Below are 22,010 nucleotides of genomic sequence, written 5' to 3' on the forward strand. Positions count from 1 at the left end.
GTCTCAGTGGTCGGCGGTGGCGTCGCCGAATCCCGACAGCCCCGCCGGCCGGTCGTTGCCGACCTTCCAGCCGTCGCCCGTGCGCCGGTCCTTCGGGGTCAGGGTGAAGGCGATCTTGTGGGTGCGGGCCTTGGCGTGCGAGAGGTCCGTGCCGCCCTCGACGATCCAGGCCTTCACCTTGCCGCCGGCCTTGGCGTCGCGGCGCAGCTCGACCGTGAACTCCAGCGCGATGTCACCGACGTCGAAGGCGAGGTCCTCGCCGGCTCCGGCCGCCGCCGCGGCGGTCAGGCCCGCGCGGATCGCCCGTACCGCCTCCGCCAGCTCTATTTCCTCGAAACCGTTGCTCACCGCGAGACCCCCCGCACGTTGTGTACACATCCGTCGCCCGGAGCGTACCGCCGATCTTGGGTCCGCAGCCCCGGGAACGGGGGTCGGACCGGCCTCCGCGGTGACATGGCGCACAGCGAATTTCGGCACTACTAGGCGGGGTAGGGAGAATTCGATCTCGGGATTTCCAGGGGATTGCGCCGGAAATCGCGAGGAGTCGATCTCCGAATCGATTGCCCGCATACTGCGTGCGCTAGTAAATGGGCCACTCGACAGCACCCGGAAGCGTTGGTTACCAAGGTATGGCGATCCCGGCTCGTAGCCGGGACCTGTTTATGCCTGGAGGTTTATCCGTATGTCGAAGCGCACCGCTTTCCGTAACTCGAGCAAGACCGCTTTCCGTGTCCGCACCGCCGCCATGGTGGCCGCCGGACTGGGAGCATCGGTCGCGCTCGGTTCCGGGGTCGCGCTCGCTGCCGACACCACGGCTGCTGTGGCCGAGTTCCCCGCGTTCGCGTCCGTCGCGACGCTGGACGACGCGCTGAACGCGCAGGCCGCGACCCAGCTGAAGGTGGCGGAGAAGGAGAAGCAGGCCGCCGAGCAGGCCAAGCAGGAGGCCGCCAAGCGTGCCGAGGACCTGCGCAAGCAGGCCGAGGAGGCCCGTAAGAAGGCCGAGGCCTCGCGCAACCGCGCCGACGCCTGGGTCGCCCCGGTCGCCGACTACCAGGTCGGTCAGCCCTTCGGTAAGGCCGGCGCCATGTGGGCCGCCAAGCACAGCGGCCAGGACCTGGTCGTCAACTCCGGCACGGCCGTGATGTCCGTGCACGGCGGTACGGTCGTCAAGGCCGGCCCCAACGGCGGCGGCGACGGTCCGGCGTACGGCAACGCCATCGTGATCAAGCACGACAACAACACGTATTCGCAGTACGCCCACCTTTCGCAGGTGAAGGTCTCGGTCGGCCAGAGCGTGTCCACCGGCCAGGTCATCGGCCTGTCCGGCTCCACCGGCAACTCCTCCGGCCCCCACCTGCACTTCGAGATCCGTACGACCCCGAACTACGGCACTGCCATCGAGCCGGTCGCCTTCCTCAAGGCCCACGGCGAGACCCTCTGACGCAAGGCCTCCGACGAGGCCCTGACGGGCCCCTGACGAACCACGAGCCGGCGTACCGCTTCCCGCGGTGCGCCGGCTTCGTCGTGCCCGGCGCCGGGGCCCGCGCCGCTCGGGAAGCCGACTGCCGCCGGCCGTGCCTACGGTGGTCGTGCGGCAGACGTTCCACGGGCAGCGGCACGGACGGAGCCAGTCATGATCAAGGGAATCGCGATCACCACTGTCTGGGTCCTCGACCAGGACCGGGCGAAGGAGTTCTACACCGACAAGCTCGGCCTCGAGGTCCGCACCGACATGACCATCGGCGGCGACGACGGCATGCGCTGGCTCACCGTCGGCGCCGAGGCCCAGCCGGACGTCGAGCTGACGCTGATGGTCCCGGGCCCGCCGGGGCTGGACGCGGAGTCGGCCGAGGCCATGAAGGAGCTCGTCTCCCGGGGCGTCCTGGGCGCCGGAGTGCTCAGCACCGACGACGTCCGCCGGGACTACGAGCGGCTGAGGTCCAAGGGCGTGGAGTTCCTCCAGGAGCCGCAGGAGCGCCCGTACGGCACCGAGGCGATCCTGCGGGACGACTCCGGCAACTGGTTCTCGCTCACCCAGCGCCGTGAGCGGCTGGACACCGAGCAGGCCTGGGGCGAGTGCGTGGACCCGATGTGAGGCGACCGCCGGGGGCGTCTAGTCCGGCACCTGGATGATCGGGAAGCTCCCCGTGCTCGTCGGGGACGACTCCGGCAGCCAGAGCACGGCGATCGCGCCCGTCCCGCCCTCCACCTCCGGATCGGCGTTGCGGAAGGTCAGCCGGGCGCCCAGGACGCGGGCCTGGCCGGCCGCGATGGTCAGGCCCAGGCCGTGGCCCTTGCCGGCGCGGTCCTTGCTGCCGGTGCGGAAGCGGCTCGGGCCCTCCTGGAGCAGCTCCTCCGGGAAGCCGGGCCCGTGGTCGCGCACCCGCAGCACCCGGCCCTCGAGCCTGACCTCCACCGGGCCCTTGCCGTGCTTGGCGGCGTTGGCCAGCAGATTGCCCAGGATGCGCTCCAGGCGGCGCGGGTCGGTGGAGACGTAGGCGCTCCGGGCGATCCTGACCTCGGCGTCCGGGGCCGCCGCCCGCACCCGCCGCAGCACGAACTCGCCGAGCTCGATGTCCTGCATCTCGGCCCGCTCGGCGAAGCTGTCCAGCCGGGCGACCTCCAGCACGTCCTCGACCAGCGTGCGCATGGCCTGCGCCCGGTCCCGTACGAGCTCGGTCGGGCGGCCCGGCGGCAACAGCTCGGCCGCGGTCAGCAGGCCGGTGACGGGCGTGCGCAGCTCGTGCGCGATGTCGGCGGTGACCCGGCGCTCGGCCTCCAGGCGGTCGCGCAGGGCCTCGGCCATGCCGTCGACGGCGCGCGCGAGGTCGTCCGTCTCGTCGCGCACCCGGCCGCCGATGGCGTCGCGCACGCGTACGTCCGGATCGCCGTCCGCGAGCTTGCGGGCGGCCGTGGCGGCCTTGCGCAGCCGCCGCGAGAGCTGGCCGCCGACGAGGATGCCCAGGGCGCAGCCGCCGAGGACGACCGAGACCGAGCCGATGATCAGGGCCCGGTCGAGGTCGTTGAGGATGTCGTAGCGGTCCTTGAAGCGGGTGTGGATCGAGAGGATCTTGCCGTTGCGCAGCGGGGTCGAGGCCCACACCTCGGGGGCGCCGTTGCCGCTGTCCTGCAGGTAGGTGGCGCGCAGCCCGAGGTCGGCGGCGTCGCGCAGCGGCTTGGGCAGCGCGGGGTCGTCCACCTTCGCGCGGAGCATCAGCTTGCCGCCGGTGGATTCGTAGTAACGCTGGGCGATCTGGACCCGGTCGTCCATCTGGTCGCGGCTGCTGTTGAGCATGGAGACGCGGGCCGCGTTGTGGACGACGAGGCTGAGCGCGACGGCCACGAGCGCGCCGACGGCCGCGATGGCCAGGCTGACCTTCCAGCGCAGACCGGTGCGGAGCGCGAGCTTCACCACGGGAGGACCACGGGTTTCACCGACACGGAAGGTCAGCCCCGGAGCTTGTAGCCGAAGCCGCGGACCGTCTCGATGCGGTCCTGGCCGATCTTGCCGCGCAGCCGCTGCACGTGCACGTCGACGACGCGGGTGTCGCCGCCCCAGCCGTAGTCCCAGACCCGCTCCAGCAGCCGGTCGCGGGAGAGCACGGTGCCCGGTGCGGCGGAGAACTCCAGCAGCAGCCGCATCTCGGTGGGGGTGAGGGCCACGGGCGTGCCGGCCTTGCGGACCTCCATGCCCTCGGTGTCGACCTCCAGGTCGCCGAAGCGCAGCAGCCCGCCTTCGATGCCCTCGCCGTCCTCGGCGGCCGACCCGCCGCCGGCCGCGCCACTGGCATGCCCGAAGCGGCGCAGCACGGCCCGTATCCGGGCGACGAGCACGGCGCCGTCGAAGGGCTTGGTCACATAGTCGTCGGCGCCGGCCTCCAGGCCGAGGACGACGTCGATGGAGTCGGCCCGGGCCGAGAGCATGATCACGGGCACGGTCGACTCGTCGCGGATCCGGCGGCACAGGCTGACCCCGTCCAGTCCCGGAACCATCACGTCCAGCAGCGCGATGTCCGGCCGCCGGGCGCGGAAGCTCTCCAGCCCCAGCAGCCCGTCCGGCACCGCGGTCACGGCGAAGCCGTCGCGCTCGAGCGCGAGCTGGGTCGCCTCCCGGATGACGTCGTCGTCCTCGACGAAGAGCACATGCGTATCGGCCACGCTGCCCTCAGCCCTCCGTTCCCTTGTTCCCGACCTTGCCGTAGTCGGTGTGCGTGCGTCCGGACTCCCGGAAGGCGCCGTCCGACCAGTGGTAGGTCAGGACATCCTCTCCCGAGGCGCAGCAGACGGCGTCCCCCGGGGCGTAGACCTGCTTGGTGATCACGAGATCACGCCGGTCGATGTCGGCATAGACGGGGGATTGCTCGGCCGCGAACACATTCTCGTACGAGTCACCCTTGGGACGGTACACATACGACCCGATGCCTATGGAGTCGCCGCACGTCAGAAGGTTCACCACGATGTCGGAACGAGACGCTCCGGTCAGCTGCCCGTAGATCACGTCGACGGGGTAGTCGTTCTTCACACAGGGCTTGAGGTTCTTCTTGATCTGATCGCTGACCTTGGGGTCCGCCTTGATCAGCTTGATGGCGTCGACCTTCCCCTGCGCCGGGGTGGCCGTCGCCGAGGGGGTCCGCGTGGCGGCCTTCGCGGCGGACTGGGTCTGCGCGGGCCCCTCCTTGCGCACGCCCTCGCTGCTCGCACTGCACCCGGCAAGCAGAAGACCGGCGGTCGCGGCCATTGCGGAGACCGCGCCACCGGTGATCAGAGCCGGCCTGACGCCGGACGCCCTGCTCAGGCCGCGCACCGTTCCTGCTTCCGGTCGACCCGCTCGAGGGCGTGGAAGTCCAGGTCGCGGCTCTCCAGCTCCTGGCGCAGCCGGGCCAGGGCCCGGTGCAGCGTGCTCTTGACCGTGCCGGTCGACATGCCGAGCGCCTCCGCGGTCTCCTCGGTGCTCATCTGCTCCCAGTGTCGCAGGACGACGACGCTGCGCTGCTTGGGCGCCAGGACGCCGAGGACGTCCATCAGCAGGGCGCGGTCGGCGTGCTGCTCGGTGCCGTCCTCGACGCTGGCGTCGGGGAGCTGCTCGGTGGGCACCTCGTCGAGCTTGCGGGCGCGCCACCACTCCGTACGGGTGTTGATCATGACGCGGCGCAGATAGGCGTCGGCCAGCGACTTGTCCGCTATGCCGTCCCAGCGGCCGTACGTGCGGACGAGGGCGGTCTGGAGGAGGTCCTGGGCGTCGATGGGGTCCGGGACCAGGCGCCGGGCGCTGCGCAGGAGGGCGTCCTGACGGTTGCGCACGTACTCTTCGAAGTCCAGAACCTTGCCGCTGCTGGCCATACTCGCAGCCTCCATTCCACTTGCGTTCCCCGCGCCACGCTGGTGGTCCTCCAGCACGAGTAGGACGCTACGGAGGAGCTGTTGCGACGTGATGTGCGGCAGCCCTTCGGCTGGTGCACAGCTGTCCATAGGTTGTGTAACAGCCCGGCGGATAGATCGGGGAAAGAGCGGCTCTGTCCGTTTCGCAAGGCGTCGGACGGTGTGCCGCGACGGCTTCGTATGACAAGTGTGTGAGCGCTCCATGTGCGGGCCGTACGCCGCGTACCTAGGTCAGCGGCAGCCGGTACATGCCGTCCGCCAGCGGCTCGACCAGACCGTCCGCGACGAGCCCGTCCAGGGCGCGGGCCCGCTGCACCGGTTCGTGCCACACCGCGTCCAGCGCCGCCTGCGGCACCGGCGCGACGGCCTCGCGCAGCACGGCCAGCAGTTTGCCGCGCACCTGCCGGTCCGTACCGGCGTAGGTCTGGCCGCGGCGGGGCGGCCCGTCGTGGGCCGGCGATCCGGCGGCCAGCCAGGCGCACTCGGCGGCGATCGGGCAGCGCCCGCAGCCGGGCGTGCGGGCCGTGCAGACCAGGGCCCCCAGCTCCATCGTGGCCGCGGCCCAGCGGGCGGCGACCGCCTCGTCCTCGGGCAGCAGCGCCCGGGCGAGCCTGCGCTCGGCGGCCGTCGTGGCGTTCGGCGGGTACTGGGCGCCGGTCACGGCCCGCGCGAAGACCCGGCGGACGTTCGTGTCGAGGACCGCGTGCCGCTGCCCGTACGCGAACGAGGCCACCGCCGCCGCCGTGTACTCGCCGACGCCCGGCAGTGCGAGCAGCTTGGCGTGGTCGTGCGGCACCTCGCCGCCGTGCCGCTCGGTGATCGCCGAGGCGGCCGCGTGCAGCCGCAGCGCCCGGCGCGGATAGCCCAGCCGCCCCCAGGCGCGGACCGCCTCGCCGGGCGGCTCGGCGGCCAGGTCGGCGGGGCGCGGCCAGCGGGCCAGCCACTGCTCGTACACCGGCAGCACCCGGCTCACCGGGGTCTGCTGGAGCATGAACTCGCTGACCATCACCCCCCACGGCCCGGCCTCCGGGCGGCGCCAGGGCAGATCGCGGGCGTGCACGCCGAACCAGTCGATCACCGGGGCGTGCAGGAGGGTGGACGTCTGGGGCGTGGTGGCAGGCATCGCAGTCATGACACTCCGATCCTGGCATGCCCGCGCCGGACCGGGGAAACGCGCCGGGCCCGCGTCGGCCATGCCCGCCCCGGTCCGCCCCGATCGGGTGACCGTACGGGCCAACCGGCCCGCACGACCGGCGCTCTCCGTGACCCTGCCCGGGACGGGGACCGTCTGGCCGACGCGGGGCGGCCGAGGCCCCCCGAACCGCCGCACAGGGAAGCTGCCTACGCTGATCGCATGACCCCGACGGAGACGCTTCCGACCGAAATCAGGGCGGCCCTCGCAGCGCACACCACCCTGACCCTGGCGTACGCGGACAAGGACGGGCCCCAGGCGTGCGCCGTGCTCTACGCGCTCGCCGACCGGCAGCCGGCCGACGGGCGGCATCCCGTGCCCACCCTCGTCTTCGTCACCTCCCCCGGCACCCGGCACGGCCGCGCCCTCCTCTCCGGCGACGCCCGCGTCGCCTTCACCGCACAGCGCGACGGCCAGGAGTGGACCGAGCTGACCGGCATTCAGGGCCGCGGTGCCTGCCGCCTGCTGGAAGGCGCCGACCGCGAGACGGCATGGCAGGCGTACAGCGCGCGCTTCCCCTACGTGGAACGCACCGAGCGGCTCCGTCAGGCCATGGACCGTGCCGGAGTGTGGGAGTTGCGGCCCGACTGGCTGCGCCTGGTCGACAACGGCCGTGGTTTCGGGCACAAGACCGAGTGGCCACGCCCGTTTTCGGCCTGAAACCGTCGTACTTGCGCCGTACACGCGCCGCGCGTTCCGGCCGCCCGCAGCTGCGGAATGCCCTGCTCCAACCGTCCGGCTTGCGGGTAGATGATGAGAAAAGCAGGCACTCCTACGGCGGGTACTGGCTGGTGCCCGGGCCGATCTCTCGTAGAGTCTTCGCGTGGGATCTCTGCGCAATCCGATCGGGCCGCTTCCCTCCTCCATCTACTGGCGGCGGAGGGCAGTTGCGCTTGGCCTGCTCGGCCTCCTCGTACTGCTGATGGTGTGGATGTTCGCCCTGGGGGGTGGTGACGGTTCCGAGGGCTCCCAGAGCGAGGCCTCCGACGGCAAGGGCTCGGCGGACACCACCATCACACCCGGCCCGACGCCCTCCGGCCCGCACATCAGTCAACGACCGGGCGGGCGCGACGATTCGGGCAACGGCGGAGGTGGCGCCGGCGGCGGTACGGGCGGTGGTTCCGGCGGCGGTGCCGGTACGGGCGGCGGTGCCGGTGGCGCGGCCGGTGCGGCAGGCGGCTTCGGCGGCGGCGCCGGGCTGTCGGTGACCGGCGAAGGCAAGCCGGTCGCGGCCGGATCGAGCCTGCCCGACTGCACGTCAGGTTCCGTGAAGGTGTCGGTACGCAGCGTCAAGAGCGCCTACCGGCCGGACGAGAAGCCGAAGTTCGAACTCGTCGTGCGGAACTCCGGTGGCAGCGCCTGCAAGGTGAACTTCGGTGCCGGCGCGGCCCTGCTGAAGATCACGGACAGCAAGGGCGAGGAACACGTGTGGGCGTCCGACGACTGCCCCCGCGGCACCGGCGCCGTGCTCTTCGAGGTGCCGGGCTCGGGCGAGACCAAGCGCACGCTGGAGTGGGACCGCAAGCGCAGCGCCCCGCGCTGCGCGACGCCGTCCGGCAGCGCCGCGGCCGCGGCGGGCGAGTACAAGGTCGAGGTGAAGGTGGCGGGCGTCACCGAGCGCGCGGAGTTCGTCCTGGAGCGGACCTGAGGGCGCACGGGACGGGATGGATATGGGTGAGGCCCCGCTGATGCGGGGCCTCACCCATATCTGACGGTTTCTCCTACACGTACCGCTTACACGTACCGCTCGAGGATCGACGACTCCGCCAGGCGCGAGAGCCCCTCGCGGACCGAACGGGCGCGGGCCTCGCCGACGCCGTCGACCGTCTGCAGGTCGTCCACGCTCGCGGCGAGCAGCTTCTGCAGGCCCCCGAAGTGGTCCACGAGCCGCTCGATGATGGCGCCGGGCAGCCGGGGCACCTTCGCCAGCAGGCGGTAGCCGCGCGGCGAGACGGCGGAGTCCAGCGTCTCGGGGGAGCCGCTGTAGCCCAGGGCCCTTGCCACGATGGGCAGTTCGAGGAGCTCGGCGTGGGTGAGGGAGTCCAGCTCGGTGAGGGCCTCCGCGACCGTGCGGGTGCGCTTGGCGGTCGGCTCGGGGACGTAGTCCCGCACGACCAGCTCGCGCTCGGGCTCGACGCCGGCGATCAACTCGTCCAGCTGGAGCGAGAGCAGCCGGCCGTCGGTGCCGAGCTCGACGACGTACTCCGCGATCTCCGTGGCGATGCGGCGCACCATCTCCAGCCGCTGCGAGACGGCCGTGACGTCCCGGACGGTGACCAGGTCCTCGATCTCCAGCGCGGAGAGCGTGCCCGCGACCTCGTCGAGGCGGAGCTTGTAGCGCTCGAGGGTGGCCAGCGCCTGGTTGGCGCGGGAGAGGATCGCGCCCGACTCCTCCAGCACGCGGCGCTCGCCGCCCACGTACAGCGCGATCAGCCGCATCGACTGGCTGACCGAGACCACGGGGAAGCCGGACTGGATCGACGCGCGCTGGGCGGTGCGGTGCCGGGTGCCGGTCTCCTCGGTGGGGATCGAGGCGTCCGGGTAGAGCTGGACGCCCGCCCGCACGATCTTGGAGATGTCCTTGTCGATGATCAGCGCGCCGTCCAGCTTGCACAGCTCGCGCAGGCGGGTGGCGGTGAACTCGACGTCCAGGACGAATCCGCCCGTGCACATCTGCTCGACGGTCTTGTCCATGCCGAGGACGATGAGCCCGCCCGTATTGCCGCGCAGGACGCGCTCGAGGCCGTCGCGCAGGGCCGTGCCGGGCGCGACGGCGCTCAGCGAGGCGCGCATCAGCCCGTCGACGCCGGAGCCACCGGAGCCGCTTCCGGCCTTGCCGGGGCCCGATGCCCGGTCGTTGGCTGCCACTGCACTCCTCCGGTCGCAAGGTCAACGGTGCCGCAGGCCGCCCTGCTGTCGTGTACGCCGTCGTGCACGCCGTGTGGGTCGCGTACGACGGTGTGTACGTACGGGCGGGACCAGGGCAAAGTCTACTGGCGCCCAGCCTATTAGGGGGCTGTCCTCAGCTCTCCTCAGGTCGGGGTCCGGCCATGGCCTCGCGCCCGCCCTCCGTCCGCTTCTCCTTCTTCTCGCGCTTCTCCCGCTGGGGGCGCCCGGGCAGCACGCGCAGCGCCTCGCCTATGTCCGCGACCTCCAGGACCCGCATGCCACTGGGGATCTTGCCCGGATCGGCCGGCACGAGGGCGTGGGTGAAGCCCAGCCGGGCGGCCTCGGCCAGCCGCCGCTGCACGCCCGTGACCCGTCTGACCTCGCCCGCGAGGCCCACCTCCCCGATGGCCACCAGGTTCTTCGGCAGCGGGGTGTCGCTGGCGGCGCTGGCCAGGGCGAGCGCGATGGCGAGGTCGGCGGCGGGCTCGGAGAGCTTCACCCCGCCGACCGTGGCGCTGTAGATGTCCCGCTTGCCGAGGGCGCTGATCCGGCCGCGCTGCTCCAGGACGGCGAGCATCATCGACACACGGGAGGTCTCCAGGCCGGAGGTGGTGCGGCGCGGGGAGGGGATCTGCGAGTCGACCGTCAGCGCCTGCACCTCCGCCACCAGCGGACGGCGGCCCTCCAGGGTGACCGTCAGACAAGTGCCGGGCACCGGCTCGGCGCGGCGGGTCAGGAACAGGCCGCTGGGGTCGGTCAGGCCGGTGATGCCCTCGTCGTGCAGCTCGAAGCAGCCGACCTCGTCGGTGGCCCCGTAGCGGTTCTTCACCCCGCGCACGAGGCGGAGGCGGGCGTGCCGGTCGCCCTCGAAGTGCAGCACGACGTCCACCAGGTGCTCCAGCAGGCGGGGGCCCGCGATCGCGCCGTCCTTGGTGACGTGGCCGACCAGCAGCGTGGACATGCCGCGCTCCTTGGAGGCCCTGATGAGGGCGCCCGCGACCTCGCGCACCTGGGCCATGCCGCCGGGAGCGCCGTCGATCTCGGGGGAGGCCACGGTCTGGACGGAGTCCATGACCAGCAGGGACGGCTTCACCGTGTCCAGATGGCCGAGGACGGCGGACAGATCGGTCTCGGCGGCCAGATAGAGGTGCTCGGAGAGCGCGCCGATCCGGTCGGCGCGCAGCCGGACCTGGCTCGCGGACTCCTCGCCCGTCACATAGAGGGTGCGGTGCTCCTCGGAGGCCGCGCGGGCCGCCACGTCCAGCAGCAGGGTCGACTTGCCGACACCGGGCTCGCCCGCCAGCAGCACCACCGCGCCGGGCACGAGCCCGCCGCCCAGCACCCGGTCCAGCTCGGGCACGCCCGTGCCGCGCGCGGTCGCCTGGCGGCCGTCCACCTGCGCGATCGGCAGCGCGGCGGAGGTCACCCGGCCGGGCGCGGTCGTACGGACGGCGGGCGCGCCGAACTCCTCCACCGTGCCCCACGCCTGGCACTCGGGGCAGCGGCCGAGCCACTTGGCGGTGGTCCAGCCGCACTCGGTGCAGCGGTAGGAGGGCCGGTCCTTGGCGGACGAGCGGGAGGTACGGGCAGCAGCCATGCGGACACCGTAACGGTGGCCACTGACAGTGCCCGGCCGGCGTCGTCCGCCCGGCCCGGTCCGGCATCGTTCGTCAGTACGTGTCATCCGGTGCGGTGAGCGCGGAATGTGCGGCTCCTGTCCCCTTTTGAGGGAGAGAGTCACCCGTATGGGTTAAAGCTGCGGGAGCGGGGCGGACGGGGGCGCGCCATCCGCCTACCGTCGCCGGGATGATGACGAGCAGGCCCGAGCCCCCCACGCATGCCACCGGCGCGCACCGCGCATCCCGCCGTGCGCCGCGCGCGGCCCAGCCCGCCGACACCACAGCCCTCTCGGACTCCGCCGTCCGGAACGCCGTCGAGACCCCCCTCGAGAGTGTTGTCGAAAACGGTGTCGGGAACGCCGTCGAAGAAGCCGCTGCCGAAGAGAACACCACCGGAGAGAACACCACCGGAGAGAACACCACCGGAGAGAACACCGCCCCCGATCACCCCGCCGAGGAGAGCCGCGACGCCGAAGGCGCCGCCTGCCCGCCCGCGCGCTACGAACCCCACCTGGACGGCCTGTTCACCTACTGTCTGTCCGTCCTGTGCGACCACGACGCCGCCGTCGCCGCCCTCGGCGAGGCCCTCGCCCTCGCCGAGCGCCGCACCGACCGCGCCCCCGTCGCCGAGGAGGCGCAGCGCGCCTGGCTGTACGCCCTGGCCCGCTGGGAGTGTCTGCGCAGGCTCGGCGAGCGCGGCGCCGGCGGCAGGTCCGGGGACTCCGGTGGCGCCGACGCCCGGGGCCGCGCGGAACTGGCCCTGCTCGTCTGGCCCGAGGCCGCCGGCACCACCGCCGAACAGCGCGAGGCCCTGGAACTGGCCGTCCGCCACGGGCTCGCCCCCCACGAGGTCGCCGCCGTGCTGCGCCTGGACCACGACGCCACGCGCGCCCTGCTCTCCAGCGCGGCCTGCGAGGTCGAGCGCACCCGCACCGCCCTCGCCGTCGTGGAGTCCGGGCGATGTCCGATCGTCTCCCGGTTCGCGGGCGACACCGAAGTACTGCTGGGGGCCACGCTCCGGCGCGAGCTCGTGCGCCATGTGGACGAGTGCGCCGACTGCCGCCGCACCGCCGAGCGCGCCAACGCCGGGGAGCCCTGGCCCGGCACCGCCGCGTCCAACGCCGCCCTGCCCGTACTGGAAGCGCCCCGGCCGGCGGCGCACACCGCCCTGCGGCACGCCCTGGGCCCACGGCCCCAGCGCCGGCGCGCGGTCACCCCCCGTTTCGACCGCGGCGGCTTCCCGCTCGCCCCCAAGGACCGCGCCGCCCGCCGCAGCCGGCTGCGCACCCGGGCCGTGACGACCACCGTCGTGGCCACCGTCGTCGCCGCGCCCCTGCTGGCGCTGTGGGCCGCGTACCGGGGCGGGCCGCTCGGCGAGGGGCAGGACGCGGCCTCGGTGTCCGCCACGGAGACCGACAGCCTGGGCGGCAACACGCGCGAGGGCTCGTACGACGACCCGTACGCGGCCCCCTACGGCCCCTCGGGCCCCACGCACAGCTCCACCGGCGCCGGGTCCGGCACGCCCGCGACGGTGGGCCACCGGTTCGCCGATGTCTCCGTCGCCGTCCTCGGCCCCGACGGCAGGCCGGTGCCCGTGCCGCCCGCGGTGGGGCCCACGCCCCCGGCGGGTGCCGGTGCGGCCGCCCGGCCGGCCGGGCCCGGCCGCGTCACGGGTCCCGGGCGGCTCACGGTCGAGGCACAGCCCAGCGGCACCGCCACGCTCATCACGCTCACCGCCGCCGGCGGCGAGCCCGTCAGCTGGTCGATGTCGGCCGACGCGCCCTGGCTGCGGCTGAGCCAGCCGGGCGGGGTGCTGTACCCGGGCCAGTCCGTGACCGTCACGGTGCACGTGGACCACGCCCGGGAGCCGGCCGGGCACTGGAGCGCCCGCGTGGCCATCGCGCCCGGCGGCAGCGTGGTGACGATCGAGGGATGTGGCGCGACCCCCCAGCCGTCACCGCCGTCGGCCCACCCGAGCACACCGCCCCCCGCTCCGACCGGCCCGGCGCCCGCCCCGGCACCGACGCGCACGGGCTGAGCGGCCGGCACGGGCCGAGCGGCCGTCGCGGCCGGCTCGCAGCGGCGAGCCGTCAGCGGGCGTCGGCCGGGTGCGGAGCCATCGGCAGCAGCGCGGCCATGCGCTCCTCGCACAGCTCCACCAGCCGCGCGTACCCCTTCTTGCCCATGAGCTCGATCAGCTCCGCCCGGTACGTCACGTACACCGGCTCACCGGCACCGTGCGCGGACCGCGCCGACGTGCACCACCAGTGCAGGTCGTGGCCGCCCGGGCCCCAGCCGCGCCGGTCGTACTCGCCGATCGTGACCTGCAGCACCTGGGTGTCGTCGGGCCGGTCGATCCAGTCGTACGTCCGCCGCACCGGCAGCTGCCAGCACACGTCGGGCTTGGTCTCCAGCGGCTCGCGGCCCTCGCGCAGCGCCAGGATGTGCAGCGAGCAGCCGGCGCCGCCGGCGAAGCCCGGGCGGTTCTGGAAGATGCAGGAGCCCTGCCAGCGGCGGGTCTGCCGCTCGCCGTCGTCGTCGAGCTGCGTCCACCCGGACTCCGCGCCCACGTCGTGGAACTGCCAGATGTCCGGCGTGAGCCGGGCCACGTGCCCCGCGACGCGCTGCTCGTCCTCCTCGTCGGAGAAGTGCGCACCGAGCGTGCAGCAGCCGTCGTCGGCGCGGCCCGCCTTGATGCCCTGGCAGCCGCTGCCGAAGATGCAGGTCCAGCGGGAGGTCAGCCAGGTCAGGTCACAGCGGAAGATCTGGTCCTCGTCCGCCGGGTCGGGGAACTCCACCCAGGCGCGGGCGAAGTCCAGCCCCACCTCGTCGGGAGCGCTTTTCACCTTGTTCTTCGAGCCCGCCGAACCCGCGCCCCGCGCTTTGTCCGGTTTGGCCTTCTTCGTCTTCGCCACCCCTCAAGCGTAAGTGCCCCGAGGGGCAGCAGTAGCGTTCAGGCCATGAGACTCGGTGTCCTCGACGTGGGTTCGAATACGGTCCACCTGCTGGTGGTCGACGCGCACCCCGGTGCCCGCCCGCTGCCGGCCCACTCCCACAAGGCCGAGCTGCGCCTGGCCGAACTGCTCGACGAGGGCGGCGCGATAAGCGATGCCGGCGTGGAGAAGCTGATCGCGACCATCCACGACGCCCTCCAGGCAGCCGAGGACAAGGGCGTCGAGGAGGTCCTCCCCTTCGCGACCTCCGCGGTCCGCGAGGCCACCAACGTCGACGCCGTCCTCGCCCGCGTCCAGGAGGAGACCGGCGTCACCCTCTCGGTGCTCTCCGGCCCCGAGGAGGCCCGGCTCACCTTCCTGGCCACCCGCCGCTGGTTCGGATGGTCGGCCGGAAAGCTCCTTGTGCTCGACATCGGGGGCGGTTCCCTGGAGATGGCCTACGGCCTCGACGAGGAGCCCGACGTCGCCGTCTCCCTCCCCCTGGGCGCCGGCCGCCTCACGTCCGGGTGGCTCCCCGGCGACCCGCCCGACCCCACGGACGTACGGGCGCTGCGCCGCCATGTCCGTGCGGAGATCGCCCGCAACGTCGGCCTCTTCGCGCGGCACGGCGCCCCCGACCACACCGTCGCCACCTCCAAGACCTTCAAGCAGCTCGCCAGGATCGCCGGCGCCGCCCGCACCGCCGAAGGCCTCTACGTCCAGCGCACCCTCGACCGCGAGGCCCTGGAGGAGTGGGTGCCGCGCCTCGCCGGCATGAGCACCAAGCAGCGCGCCGCGCTGCCCGGCGTGTCGGAGGGGCGGGCGCGCCAGCTGCTCGCGGGCGCGCTCGTCGCGGAGGCGGCGCTGGACCTGTACGGGCTGGACGAAGTGGAGATCTGCCCCTGGGCGCTGCGCGAAGGCGTCATCCTGCGCCGGCTGGACCACCTGCCCACGACGTGACGCGCGCCCGCCCGCGGCATGGCGCGCCGGTACGCGCGGCGCGCGGGCCCAGGGCACGCGCCGCCGCGGCGGGACGGCCGGTGCGGCGGCCCGGCGTGACGGATCACGCATGCCCCGCTTGCGAGACCACCTGCCCGCCGCCGGAGGGGCGGGCATACGCTGTCCCTCGTGACAGAGCCAGTGGTGCGCATTCCGGATGCGAAGATCGCCCTGTCCACTGCATCGGTCTACCCCGAGTCGACGGCGACGGCCTTCGAGATCGCCGCTCGTCTGGGATACGACGGTGTCGAGGTCATGGTGTGGACCGACCCGGTCAGTCAGGACATCGACGCGCTGCGTCGCCTGTCCGACTACCACCGGGTGCCCATCCTGGCCGTGCACGCCCCTTGTCTGCTCATCACACAGCGCGTCTGGTCGACGGACCCCTGGGTCAAGCTCCAGCGTGCCCGCGCCGCCGCCGAGAAGCTCGGCGCGACGACCGTCGTGGTGCACCCGCCGTTCCGGTGGCAGCGCTCGTACGCACGCGACTTCGTCCGCGGCGTGTGGCGGATGGCGAACGAGACCGACGTCAGGTTCGCCGTGGAGAACATGTACCCCTGGCGCTACCGCGACCGCGAGATGCTCGCCTACGCGCCCGACTGGGACGTCACCAAGGACGACTACCGCCACTTCACCGTCGACCTGTCCCACACGGCGACCGCCCGGACGGACGCCCTCCAGATGATCGACCGGATGGGCGACCGGCTCGCCCACATCCACCTCGCCGACGGCAACGGCTCCGCCAAGGACGAGCACCTCGTCCCCGGGCGCGGCAAACAGCCCTGCGCCGAGCTGCTGGAACGTCTCGCCGTCAGCGGCTTCGACGGCCACGTCGTGATCGAGGTCAACACCCGGCGCGCCATGTCGGCCGCCGAGCGCGAGGCCGACCTCGCCGAGGCCCTGGCCTTCACCCGCCTGCACCTCGCCTCCCCGACGGGCGTGCCGAGACCATGACCGACCCCGCAGCCCGCCCCCCGGCCCCGAAGAAGCGCGGCCGCCCCGCCCGTACGGACGCCGGAAGCGGCCCCGGCGCGCGCGAGCGCATCCTCACGGCCGCCCGCGCCGAGTTCGCCGAGCACGGCTACGACAAGGCCTCCATCCGGGGCATAGCCAAGGGCGCCGGCGTCGACCCCGCGCTGGTGCACCACTACTTCGGCCCGAAGGAACAGATCTTCGCCGCAGCCGTGGAAGCGGCCGCCGCCCCCGCCTTCAGCGCGCCCGACGCCCTCGTCGAGGGCGGCCTGGAAGGCGCGGGGGAGCGACTGGCCCGCTTCGTCCTGGGCATGTGGGAGGACCCGGTCACCCGCGAGCCGTTCCTCGCCATCCTCCGGTCGGCCGTGGCCAACGAAACCGCGGCAGGGATCTTCCGCGACCTGATGGCCAGCAGGGTCATGCTGCGCATCGCCGCCGAGCTGGGCGGCGGCCCCGACGCCCAGCTGCGCTCCGAGCTGGCGGCGGCACAGCTGGTCGGCGTGGCCATGCTGCGCTACGTCATCAAGATCGAACCCCTGGCGTCCGCGGACCTCGAACAGCTCGTCGCCATGACGGGCCCGGCCGTGCAGCGCCACCTGACGGGCGCCTGAACCACCCCTCCCGGCAGACCCGGCCGGCCCACCGCCGGCGTCTCGCATACCGGAAACCCTGTCCGGATCTTGGATCGCCGGCGTAGGCTCGGAGACCCCGGAGAATGCCAGAGTTCCCGGTCACAGGATTCGAGGAGTGGAGCAGGATGCCCGAGCTGAGGTCCCGCACCGTCACCCACGGCCGCAACATGGCGGGCGCGCGAGCCCTTCTGCGGGCCGCGGGCGTAGAGCGCGAGGACTTCGGCAAGCCGATCATCGCGGTGGCCAACAGCTTCACCGAGTTCGTGCCCGGCCACACCCACCTGCAGCCGGTCGGCCGGATCGTCTCCGAGGCCGTCAAGGCCGCGGGCGGCATCCCGCGCGAGTTCAACACCATCGCCGTCGACGACGGCATCGCCATGGGCCACGCGGGCATGCTCTACTCGCTGCCCTCCCGCGACCTGATCGCCGACTCGGTCGAGTACATGGCCGAGGCCCACTGCGCCGACGCGCTGATCTGCATCTCCAACTGCGACAAGATCACGCCGGGCATGCTCATGGCCGCCCTGCGCCTGAACATCCCCACCGTCTTCGTCTCCGGCGGCCCGATGGAGGCCGGCCAGGCCACGCTCGTGGACGGCACCGTCCGCAAGCTGGACCTGATCAACGCCATCGTGGACGCCGTCAACGAGAACGTCTCGGACGAGGACGTCCTGCGCATCGAGGAGAACGCCTGCCCGACCTGCGGGTCCTGTTCCGGCATGTTCACCGCCAACTCGATGAACTGCCTCACCGAGGCCATCGGACTGTCCCTGCCCGGCAACGGCTCGGTGCTCGCCACCCACACCGCCCGCAAGGCCCTGTACGAGAACGCCGGCCGCACCGTCGTCGAGATCACCAAGCGCCACTACGAGCAGGGCGACGAGTCCGTCCTGCCGCGCAACATCGCCACCCGTGCGGCCTTCGAGAACGCCATGGCCCTCGACATCGCCATGGGCGGCTCCACCAACACGATCCTGCACCTGCTCGCCGCCGCCCAGGAGGCCGAGCTCGACTACGACCTGACCGACATCGACGCCGTCTCGCGCCGCGTCCCCTGCCTCGCCAAGGTCGCCCCCAACGTCGCCCCCGGCGGCACGTACTACATGGAGGACGTCCACCGCGCCGGCGGCATCCCCGCCATCCTGGGCGAGCTCTACCGCGGCGGACTCCTCAACGAGGACGTCCACACCGTCCACTCCGCCTCGCTCGCCGACTGGCTCAAGACCTGGGACGTGCGCGGAGGCTCCCCCTCCGCCGAAGCCGTCGAGATGTGGCACGCAGCCCCCGGCTGCGTCCGCTCCGCCACCGCCTTCTCGCAGTCCGAGCGCTGGGAGTCCCTCGACGTGGACGCGGCCGGCGGCTGCATCCGCTCCGTCGAGCACGCCTACTCCAAGGACGGCGGCCTCGCCGTCCTCAAGGGCAACCTGGCCGTCGACGGCTGCGTCGTGAAGACCGCCGGCGTCGACGAGTCCATCTGGACCTTCGAGGGCCCGGCAGTGGTCTGCGAATCGCAGGACGAGGCCGTCGAGAAGATCCTCTCCAAGACCGTCAAGGAAGGCGACGTCGTCGTCATCCGCTACGAGGGCCCGCGCGGCGGCCCCGGCATGCAGGAAATGCTCTACCCCACGTCCTTCCTCAAGGGCCGCGGCCTGGGCAAGGCCTGCGCCCTGGTCACCGACGGCCGCTTCTCCGGCGGCACCTCGGGCCTGTCGATCGGCCACGCCTCGCCCGAGGCCGCCTCCGGCGGCACCATCGCGCTCGTCGAGGACGGCGACCGCATCCGCATCGACATCCCCAACCGCTCGATCGACCTCCTCGTCCCCGACGCCGAACTGACGGCCCGCCGCGAGGCGCTCGGCGGCACGTACGCCCCGAAGAACCGCGAGCGCAAGGTCTCGGCGGCGCTGCGCGCCTACGCGGCCATGGCCACCAGCGCCGACAAGGGCGCGGTCCGCGACGTCAGCAAGCTCGGCTGACGTCGGCGATCCCGGCCGGCCGAGGACCGGCCCGTGATCCCGGCCGAGGACCGGCCCGTCCGGCACCCGTAGGCACCGCGCGCGGCGCGGTGCCTACCGCCACCCGGCCGGGTTGAGCCCGTTCACCGCGAACACCGTCCCGTCCGGCGCCGCCCCGAACACCTTCCCGTCCGCTACCACCGGCGCCGGGAGCAGCTCCAGCAAGCCCCGCCCGGCCCGCGCCAGGCGGGGCGACGTCTGTCCGAGCAGAGTGCCCTGCGCCGTGTCGACGGCCAGCAGCCGGCCGTCGGCGGCGGAGAAGTACAGCCGCCTCTCACCCGCCACGAGCGCCGAAGCGTTGGCCACGGACGTCTCCAGCCGCCAGTCGGCCACCGACCTGTTCGTGTTCAGCGCGGTCAGCCCCCCGTCCGAGGACAGCAGATAGACCGAGTCGCCCTTCGCCACGACGCTCGTGGCCTCGAGAGGCGTGGAGAGCGGCACCCTGCGCTCCCGACCGATGCCCGGGGCGTACCGGACGACCGCCGAGACGCGCGTATGGGAGTCGCTCTCGGTGAGATAGAGGGCGTCCTGCGGCCCGGTGCCGACCGTGGCCAGATTGCCGTCCCCCGTCCACTGCCACAGCGTCGAGCCGCGCACGGCGTCGATGGCGACGACCGTGGTCCGCCGGCCGTCGGGCGCGGCCGCGACGGCGTAGGCGGGCCCGCTGCCGTAGAAGGAGAAGACGGGCTTGATGCCACCGGGCAGGGCGTGCCGCCAGAGCTGCCGGTTCGTCCCACCGTCGACGGCCGTGACCGTGCCGTCCGCCGCGACCAGCAGCACCGTGTCGCCCGCGTGGTAGACCCGCCCGCCGAACGCCGACACATCACGCGTCCAGCGCGGCTCACCGGTGGCGGGGTCGAGCGCCGACAGCTCCCGCTTGTCCGGAGAGAGCGCGTGGATCAGCCCGCCGGAGACGAAGGGCGCGCTCGGCGCACCCCCGCCCGGCCGCTGCGCGGTGGCCGCCCGCCGCCACGCCACCTTGCCGTCGGCGGCATCGATCCGGGCCGCGTGCACCCCGCGCGCGGAGCAGTAGAGGGCGCCCGACGCGTACGTACAGAAGCCCGCGCGCACCTCGCCGCTCCCTGCCGCGTCCGCGGGCACGGACGTCTCCCACGGCTGCCACGCGGACCCGGCGGGATTGGGCCGCGTCTGCAGCGGCTGCCTGCCCAGTCCGTCGACCTGATGCACCGCCCACGTCCCGCCCACCCCCAGGGCCACGACGGCCGCGGCGGCCACGGCGAGCCAACGGGCCCGCGGAAGCCGCGAACGACGCGGGCCGGAAGGGGTGCCGTGCGGCTCATCGGCGATGCGCGCACTGTCGAGCGACTCCGGAGGCCCGGCCGACGACACGCGCTGCGCCGGCAGTGCGGACGAAGAGGTGGACGACGAGCCGGACGGCGACGAGGGGGCGAACGGCACCATCCCCATGATCACGTCGGGGGTCGGCCGGTCGGCGGGCTCCTTCGCCAGACAGGCGCGGATCAGCGGGACGAGGTCCTCCGGCACGCCCGTCAGATCCGGCTCGTCGTGCACCACCTGATACGCGACGATGTACGGACTCTCCGACTCGAACGGCCCCCGCCCCGTCGCCGCGTGCACCAGCAACGACGCCAGCGCGAACACGTCCGCCGCCGGCCCCACCTCGCGCGGGCGCTGGAACTGCTCCGGCGCCATGAAGGGCGGCGTGCCAATCAGCTTCCCGGTCTCGGTGCGCAGCTCACTGTCGTACGGGCGGGAGATACCGAAGTCGATGACCTTCGGCCCGTCCTCGGCGAGCAGCACATTGCTCGGCTTCAGATCCCGGTGCACCACCCCGGCGCGATGGATGTCCCGCAACGCCTCCGCGAGCCCGGCCGTCAGCCGCCGCACCTCGTCCGGGCTCAGCGGACCGTTCCGCTTCACCCGCTCGGACAGTGTGGGGCCGGGGATGTAGAGAGTGGCCATCCAGGGCCGCTCGCCGTCCGGATCGGCATCGACGACGGGCGCCGTGAACGCGCCGCTCACCCGCCGCGCCGCCGCGACCTCCTGCCGGAACCGCGCCCTGAACTCGGGATCCGCCGCGTACTCGGCGTGCACCACCTTGACCGCGAGCCGCAGCCCCGAGGCCGAGCGCGCCAGGTGCACCACACCCATGCCGCCCGAACCGAGACGCCCCTCGAGCCGGTACTGCCCCGCCTGCTCCGGATCGTCCGCTTCCGGGCCCGTCCCGGCACTGCGCAGCGGCGGCATGCCCCCACCCCCGTGTCACCTGTGTCAATCGGCCGATTTCGGCGCCTGCGGAGCCTAATCGATGGGACAGCCGGGACCCGGGAGGCGTGCCGCGCGTTGCTAGCCTGCACATGTCATTCACCTCACGGGGGAGAGCACCATGACGTATTACGCGATCGCACCCGGCCACCAGGTCAACGTCCGCCGGGGCCCGAGCACCGACAGCGAGCTGGTCAAGGTCCTCCCGACGGGCTCCAGCGTGCCGATCCGCTGCCAGACCCGGGGCGAAACCGTCTCCGGCCCCTGCGGCACCACCGACGTCTGGGACTGCATCGCGCCGGGCCAGTACGTATCCGACGCGTATGTGAAGACGGGCAGCAGCGGCTACGTCGCCGCCCCCTGCTCCGGCTGAGCCCTCCGGGGGCGGACGGTGCCCGGTGGCGATAATCGACGCATGAGCGATGAGCACCAGGCAGCGACCGCCCCACGGCCGGAGCCGATCCGGTTCTTCGGTACGACCTGGGTCGACCACGACGGCGGCTACGCCCTCCGCCGGGCCGGCGTCGCGCTGGGCTCGCTGGCCGCGGCCGCAGCGGGCGCCTTCGTCCTGCGCCTCGGCTACGAGGGCCTGGCCATCGCGAAGGTGGGCGGCCTGGTCAACGCCATGGTCGTCGTGGCCTTCGCCGTGTGCAGCGCCATCGCGTTCCGCCGCACGTGGGAGAGCTTCGTACGACGCCCGGACGCGGAGTCGAGGGACTCGGCGCGCGAGCGCTCGATGCGCAACCTCCTGATGATCGGCTTCATCGGCGCACTGCTCGCCTACTTCTTCCGGTCCCTCGTCGAGGCGCCGGGCGAGAAGCTCCACAGGGCCGAGTACGACGAGGCCCGCACCCGCTACGAGCGCCGCCGCACCACCCGCACGGGCAACCCGGCGGCCAGGGCCCCGAAGCGGACCCCGAAGGGCGGCCCGAAGGGGCGGCGCAAGCACCCCTGAACGTCGTGTAGAGTTCTCCGAGTTGCCACGGGGTCCGCGAGGACGCCGAGGCGGCCACTCGAGTCGCATCGGCGGCAATCATTACTGCACGGTCCCTGAACGGGAAGTATTTCGGCGTGCCGGAATACGGAACGGGATGGCTCGGGACTCCGATTAGGAGTCGCCGGGAAAATCCGCT

The 22,010-nt window shown here is 72.9% G+C and carries 21 protein-coding genes; 11 read left to right on the forward strand and 10 right to left on the reverse strand.

The window, feature by feature from the left end; genetic code table 11:
- Window positions 1-3: 3 nt before the first annotated feature.
- Window positions 4-348 carry a trypco2 family protein gene (locus AB0G59_RS25435; RefSeq protein ID WP_360915865.1) on the reverse strand — a complete coding sequence of 115 codons (345 nt, stop codon included), beginning with the start codon at window positions 346-348 and terminating at the stop codon, window positions 4-6.
- 334 nt (window positions 349-682) lie between these two features.
- Between AB0G59_RS25435 and AB0G59_RS25440 the strand changes: the two genes are divergently transcribed.
- Window positions 683-1,441 (forward strand): M23 family metallopeptidase, encoded by a 759-nt coding sequence (locus AB0G59_RS25440; RefSeq protein ID WP_360915868.1) that lies wholly within the window; start codon window positions 683-685, stop codon window positions 1,439-1,441.
- A 192-nt stretch (window positions 1,442-1,633) separates the two neighbouring features.
- A complete protein-coding gene (locus AB0G59_RS25445; RefSeq protein ID WP_360915871.1) occupies window positions 1,634-2,095 on the forward strand; it encodes a VOC family protein in 462 nt (153 codons plus the stop codon).
- A gap of 18 nt (window positions 2,096-2,113) precedes the next feature.
- Here AB0G59_RS25445 and cseC read toward each other — a convergent pair whose 3' ends face one another.
- From cseC to AB0G59_RS25470, 5 genes are all read right to left on the reverse strand, one after another.
- Window positions 2,114-3,415, reverse strand: coding sequence for a two-component system sensor histidine kinase CseC (cseC, locus tag AB0G59_RS25450; RefSeq protein WP_360915874.1), 1,302 nt, complete (start codon window positions 3,413-3,415; stop codon window positions 2,114-2,116).
- 32 nt (window positions 3,416-3,447) lie between these two features.
- Window positions 3,448-4,158, reverse strand: a complete 711-nt coding sequence (cseB, locus tag AB0G59_RS25455) for a two-component system response regulator CseB (RefSeq protein ID WP_071962340.1) — start codon at window positions 4,156-4,158, stop codon at window positions 3,448-3,450.
- A gap of 7 nt (window positions 4,159-4,165) precedes the next feature.
- Window positions 4,166-4,684, reverse strand: a complete 519-nt coding sequence (locus AB0G59_RS25460) for a hypothetical protein (protein WP_360915877.1) — start codon at window positions 4,682-4,684, stop codon at window positions 4,166-4,168.
- A 107-nt stretch (window positions 4,685-4,791) separates the two neighbouring features.
- Window positions 4,792-5,340 (reverse strand): SigE family RNA polymerase sigma factor, encoded by a 549-nt coding sequence (locus AB0G59_RS25465; RefSeq protein ID WP_104531556.1) that lies wholly within the window; start codon window positions 5,338-5,340, stop codon window positions 4,792-4,794.
- Window positions 5,341-5,605: 265 nt separating this feature from the next.
- Complete coding sequence (locus tag AB0G59_RS25470) at window positions 5,606-6,511, reverse strand: A/G-specific adenine glycosylase (RefSeq protein ID WP_360915880.1); 906 nt, start codon at window positions 6,509-6,511, stop codon at window positions 5,606-5,608.
- 222 nt (window positions 6,512-6,733) lie between these two features.
- On the opposite strand from AB0G59_RS25470, the gene AB0G59_RS25475 reads away from it, so the two are divergent.
- Both AB0G59_RS25475 and AB0G59_RS25480 read left to right on the forward strand, forming a co-directional pair.
- The gene (locus AB0G59_RS25475; RefSeq protein ID WP_360915883.1) at window positions 6,734-7,231 is read left to right on the forward strand and encodes a pyridoxamine 5'-phosphate oxidase family protein; all 498 of its coding nucleotides are present in this window, start codon (window positions 6,734-6,736) and stop codon (window positions 7,229-7,231) included.
- Window positions 7,232-7,394: 163 nt separating this feature from the next.
- The gene (locus tag AB0G59_RS25480) at window positions 7,395-8,219 is read left to right on the forward strand and encodes a hypothetical protein (RefSeq protein ID WP_360915886.1); all 825 of its coding nucleotides are present in this window, start codon (window positions 7,395-7,397) and stop codon (window positions 8,217-8,219) included.
- 86 nt (window positions 8,220-8,305) lie between these two features.
- Here the strand turns inward: AB0G59_RS25480 and disA are convergent, their stop codons facing one another.
- On the reverse strand, window positions 8,306-9,439 hold the full coding sequence (gene disA / locus AB0G59_RS25485; RefSeq protein WP_360915889.1) for a DNA integrity scanning diadenylate cyclase DisA: 1,134 nt from the start codon (window positions 9,437-9,439) through the stop codon (window positions 8,306-8,308).
- Between the two features lie 154 nt (window positions 9,440-9,593).
- Window positions 9,594-11,057, reverse strand: coding sequence for a DNA repair protein RadA (gene radA, locus AB0G59_RS25490; RefSeq protein ID WP_360915892.1), 1,464 nt, complete (start codon window positions 11,055-11,057; stop codon window positions 9,594-9,596).
- A 209-nt stretch (window positions 11,058-11,266) separates the two neighbouring features.
- Between radA and AB0G59_RS25495 the strand changes: the two genes are divergently transcribed.
- Window positions 11,267-13,117 carry a sigma-70 family RNA polymerase sigma factor gene (locus AB0G59_RS25495; RefSeq protein ID WP_360915895.1) on the forward strand — a complete coding sequence of 617 codons (1,851 nt, stop codon included), beginning with the start codon at window positions 11,267-11,269 and terminating at the stop codon, window positions 13,115-13,117.
- 52 nt (window positions 13,118-13,169) lie between these two features.
- Here the strand turns inward: AB0G59_RS25495 and AB0G59_RS25500 are convergent, their stop codons facing one another.
- Window positions 13,170-13,925 (reverse strand): hypothetical protein, encoded by a 756-nt coding sequence (locus AB0G59_RS25500; RefSeq protein WP_360915929.1) that lies wholly within the window; start codon window positions 13,923-13,925, stop codon window positions 13,170-13,172.
- Window positions 13,926-14,039: 114 nt separating this feature from the next.
- Here AB0G59_RS25500 and AB0G59_RS25505 point away from each other — a divergent pair, with 114 nt between their 5' ends.
- From AB0G59_RS25505 to ilvD, 4 genes are all read left to right on the forward strand, one after another.
- Window positions 14,040-14,972, forward strand: coding sequence for a Ppx/GppA phosphatase family protein (locus AB0G59_RS25505; protein WP_360915898.1), 933 nt, complete (start codon window positions 14,040-14,042; stop codon window positions 14,970-14,972).
- A 168-nt stretch (window positions 14,973-15,140) separates the two neighbouring features.
- The gene (locus tag AB0G59_RS25510; RefSeq protein WP_360915901.1) at window positions 15,141-15,965 is read left to right on the forward strand and encodes a sugar phosphate isomerase/epimerase; all 825 of its coding nucleotides are present in this window, start codon (window positions 15,141-15,143) and stop codon (window positions 15,963-15,965) included.
- Entirely contained in the window at window positions 15,962-16,594 is a 633-nt protein-coding gene (locus tag AB0G59_RS25515) for a TetR family transcriptional regulator (protein ID WP_360915904.1), read from the forward strand. The genes AB0G59_RS25510 and AB0G59_RS25515 overlap by 4 nt, the downstream gene beginning before the upstream one ends.
- Window positions 16,595-16,740: 146 nt before the next feature.
- Window positions 16,741-18,591: a dihydroxy-acid dehydratase gene (gene ilvD / locus AB0G59_RS25520; RefSeq protein ID WP_360915907.1), complete on the forward strand. Its 1,851-nt coding sequence runs from the start codon at window positions 16,741-16,743 to the stop codon at window positions 18,589-18,591.
- A gap of 93 nt (window positions 18,592-18,684) precedes the next feature.
- Here the strand turns inward: ilvD and AB0G59_RS25525 are convergent, their stop codons facing one another.
- The gene (locus AB0G59_RS25525) at window positions 18,685-20,859 is read right to left on the reverse strand and encodes a serine/threonine-protein kinase (protein WP_360915910.1); all 2,175 of its coding nucleotides are present in this window, start codon (window positions 20,857-20,859) and stop codon (window positions 18,685-18,687) included.
- A gap of 139 nt (window positions 20,860-20,998) precedes the next feature.
- Here AB0G59_RS25525 and AB0G59_RS25530 point away from each other — a divergent pair, with 139 nt between their 5' ends.
- Both AB0G59_RS25530 and AB0G59_RS25535 read left to right on the forward strand, forming a co-directional pair.
- Window positions 20,999-21,250, forward strand: coding sequence for an SH3 domain-containing protein (locus AB0G59_RS25530; RefSeq protein WP_360915913.1), 252 nt, complete (start codon window positions 20,999-21,001; stop codon window positions 21,248-21,250).
- 42 nt (window positions 21,251-21,292) lie between these two features.
- On the forward strand, window positions 21,293-21,832 hold the full coding sequence (locus AB0G59_RS25535) for a hypothetical protein (RefSeq protein ID WP_360915916.1): 540 nt from the start codon (window positions 21,293-21,295) through the stop codon (window positions 21,830-21,832).
- The last annotated feature ends 178 nt before the right edge of the window (window positions 21,833-22,010 follow it).

The sequence above is a fragment of the Streptomyces sp. NPDC021096 genome, assembly GCF_040641275.1.
Taxonomy (GTDB): Bacteria; Actinomycetota; Actinomycetes; order Streptomycetales; family Streptomycetaceae; genus Streptomyces.

Excerpts from the sequence above, each read along its gene's own strand:
- ilvD (WP_360915907.1), top strand. The coding sequence starts at position 16,741 with ATGCCCGAGCTGAGGTCCCGCACCGTCACCCACGGCCGCAACATGGCG.
- AB0G59_RS25525 (WP_360915910.1), bottom strand. The coding sequence starts at position 20,859 with ATGCCGCCGCTGCGCAGTGCCGGGACGGGCCCGGAAGCGGACGATCCG.
- AB0G59_RS25470 (WP_360915880.1), bottom strand. The coding sequence starts at position 6,511 with ATGACTGCGATGCCTGCCACCACGCCCCAGACGTCCACCCTCCTGCAC.
- AB0G59_RS25530 (WP_360915913.1), top strand. The coding sequence starts at position 20,999 with ATGACGTATTACGCGATCGCACCCGGCCACCAGGTCAACGTCCGCCGG.
- AB0G59_RS25505 (WP_360915898.1), top strand. The coding sequence starts at position 14,040 with ATGAGACTCGGTGTCCTCGACGTGGGTTCGAATACGGTCCACCTGCTG.
- AB0G59_RS25445 (WP_360915871.1), top strand. The coding sequence starts at position 1,634 with ATGATCAAGGGAATCGCGATCACCACTGTCTGGGTCCTCGACCAGGAC.
- AB0G59_RS25535 (WP_360915916.1), top strand. The coding sequence starts at position 21,293 with ATGAGCGATGAGCACCAGGCAGCGACCGCCCCACGGCCGGAGCCGATC.
- AB0G59_RS25475 (WP_360915883.1), top strand. The coding sequence starts at position 6,734 with ATGACCCCGACGGAGACGCTTCCGACCGAAATCAGGGCGGCCCTCGCA.
- AB0G59_RS25440 (WP_360915868.1), top strand. The coding sequence starts at position 683 with ATGTCGAAGCGCACCGCTTTCCGTAACTCGAGCAAGACCGCTTTCCGT.
- AB0G59_RS25465 (WP_104531556.1), bottom strand. The coding sequence starts at position 5,340 with ATGGCCAGCAGCGGCAAGGTTCTGGACTTCGAAGAGTACGTGCGCAAC.
- AB0G59_RS25495 (WP_360915895.1), top strand. The coding sequence starts at position 11,267 with ATGATGACGAGCAGGCCCGAGCCCCCCACGCATGCCACCGGCGCGCAC.
- AB0G59_RS25515 (WP_360915904.1), top strand. The coding sequence starts at position 15,962 with ATGACCGACCCCGCAGCCCGCCCCCCGGCCCCGAAGAAGCGCGGCCGC.
- radA (WP_360915892.1), bottom strand. The coding sequence starts at position 11,057 with ATGGCTGCTGCCCGTACCTCCCGCTCGTCCGCCAAGGACCGGCCCTCC.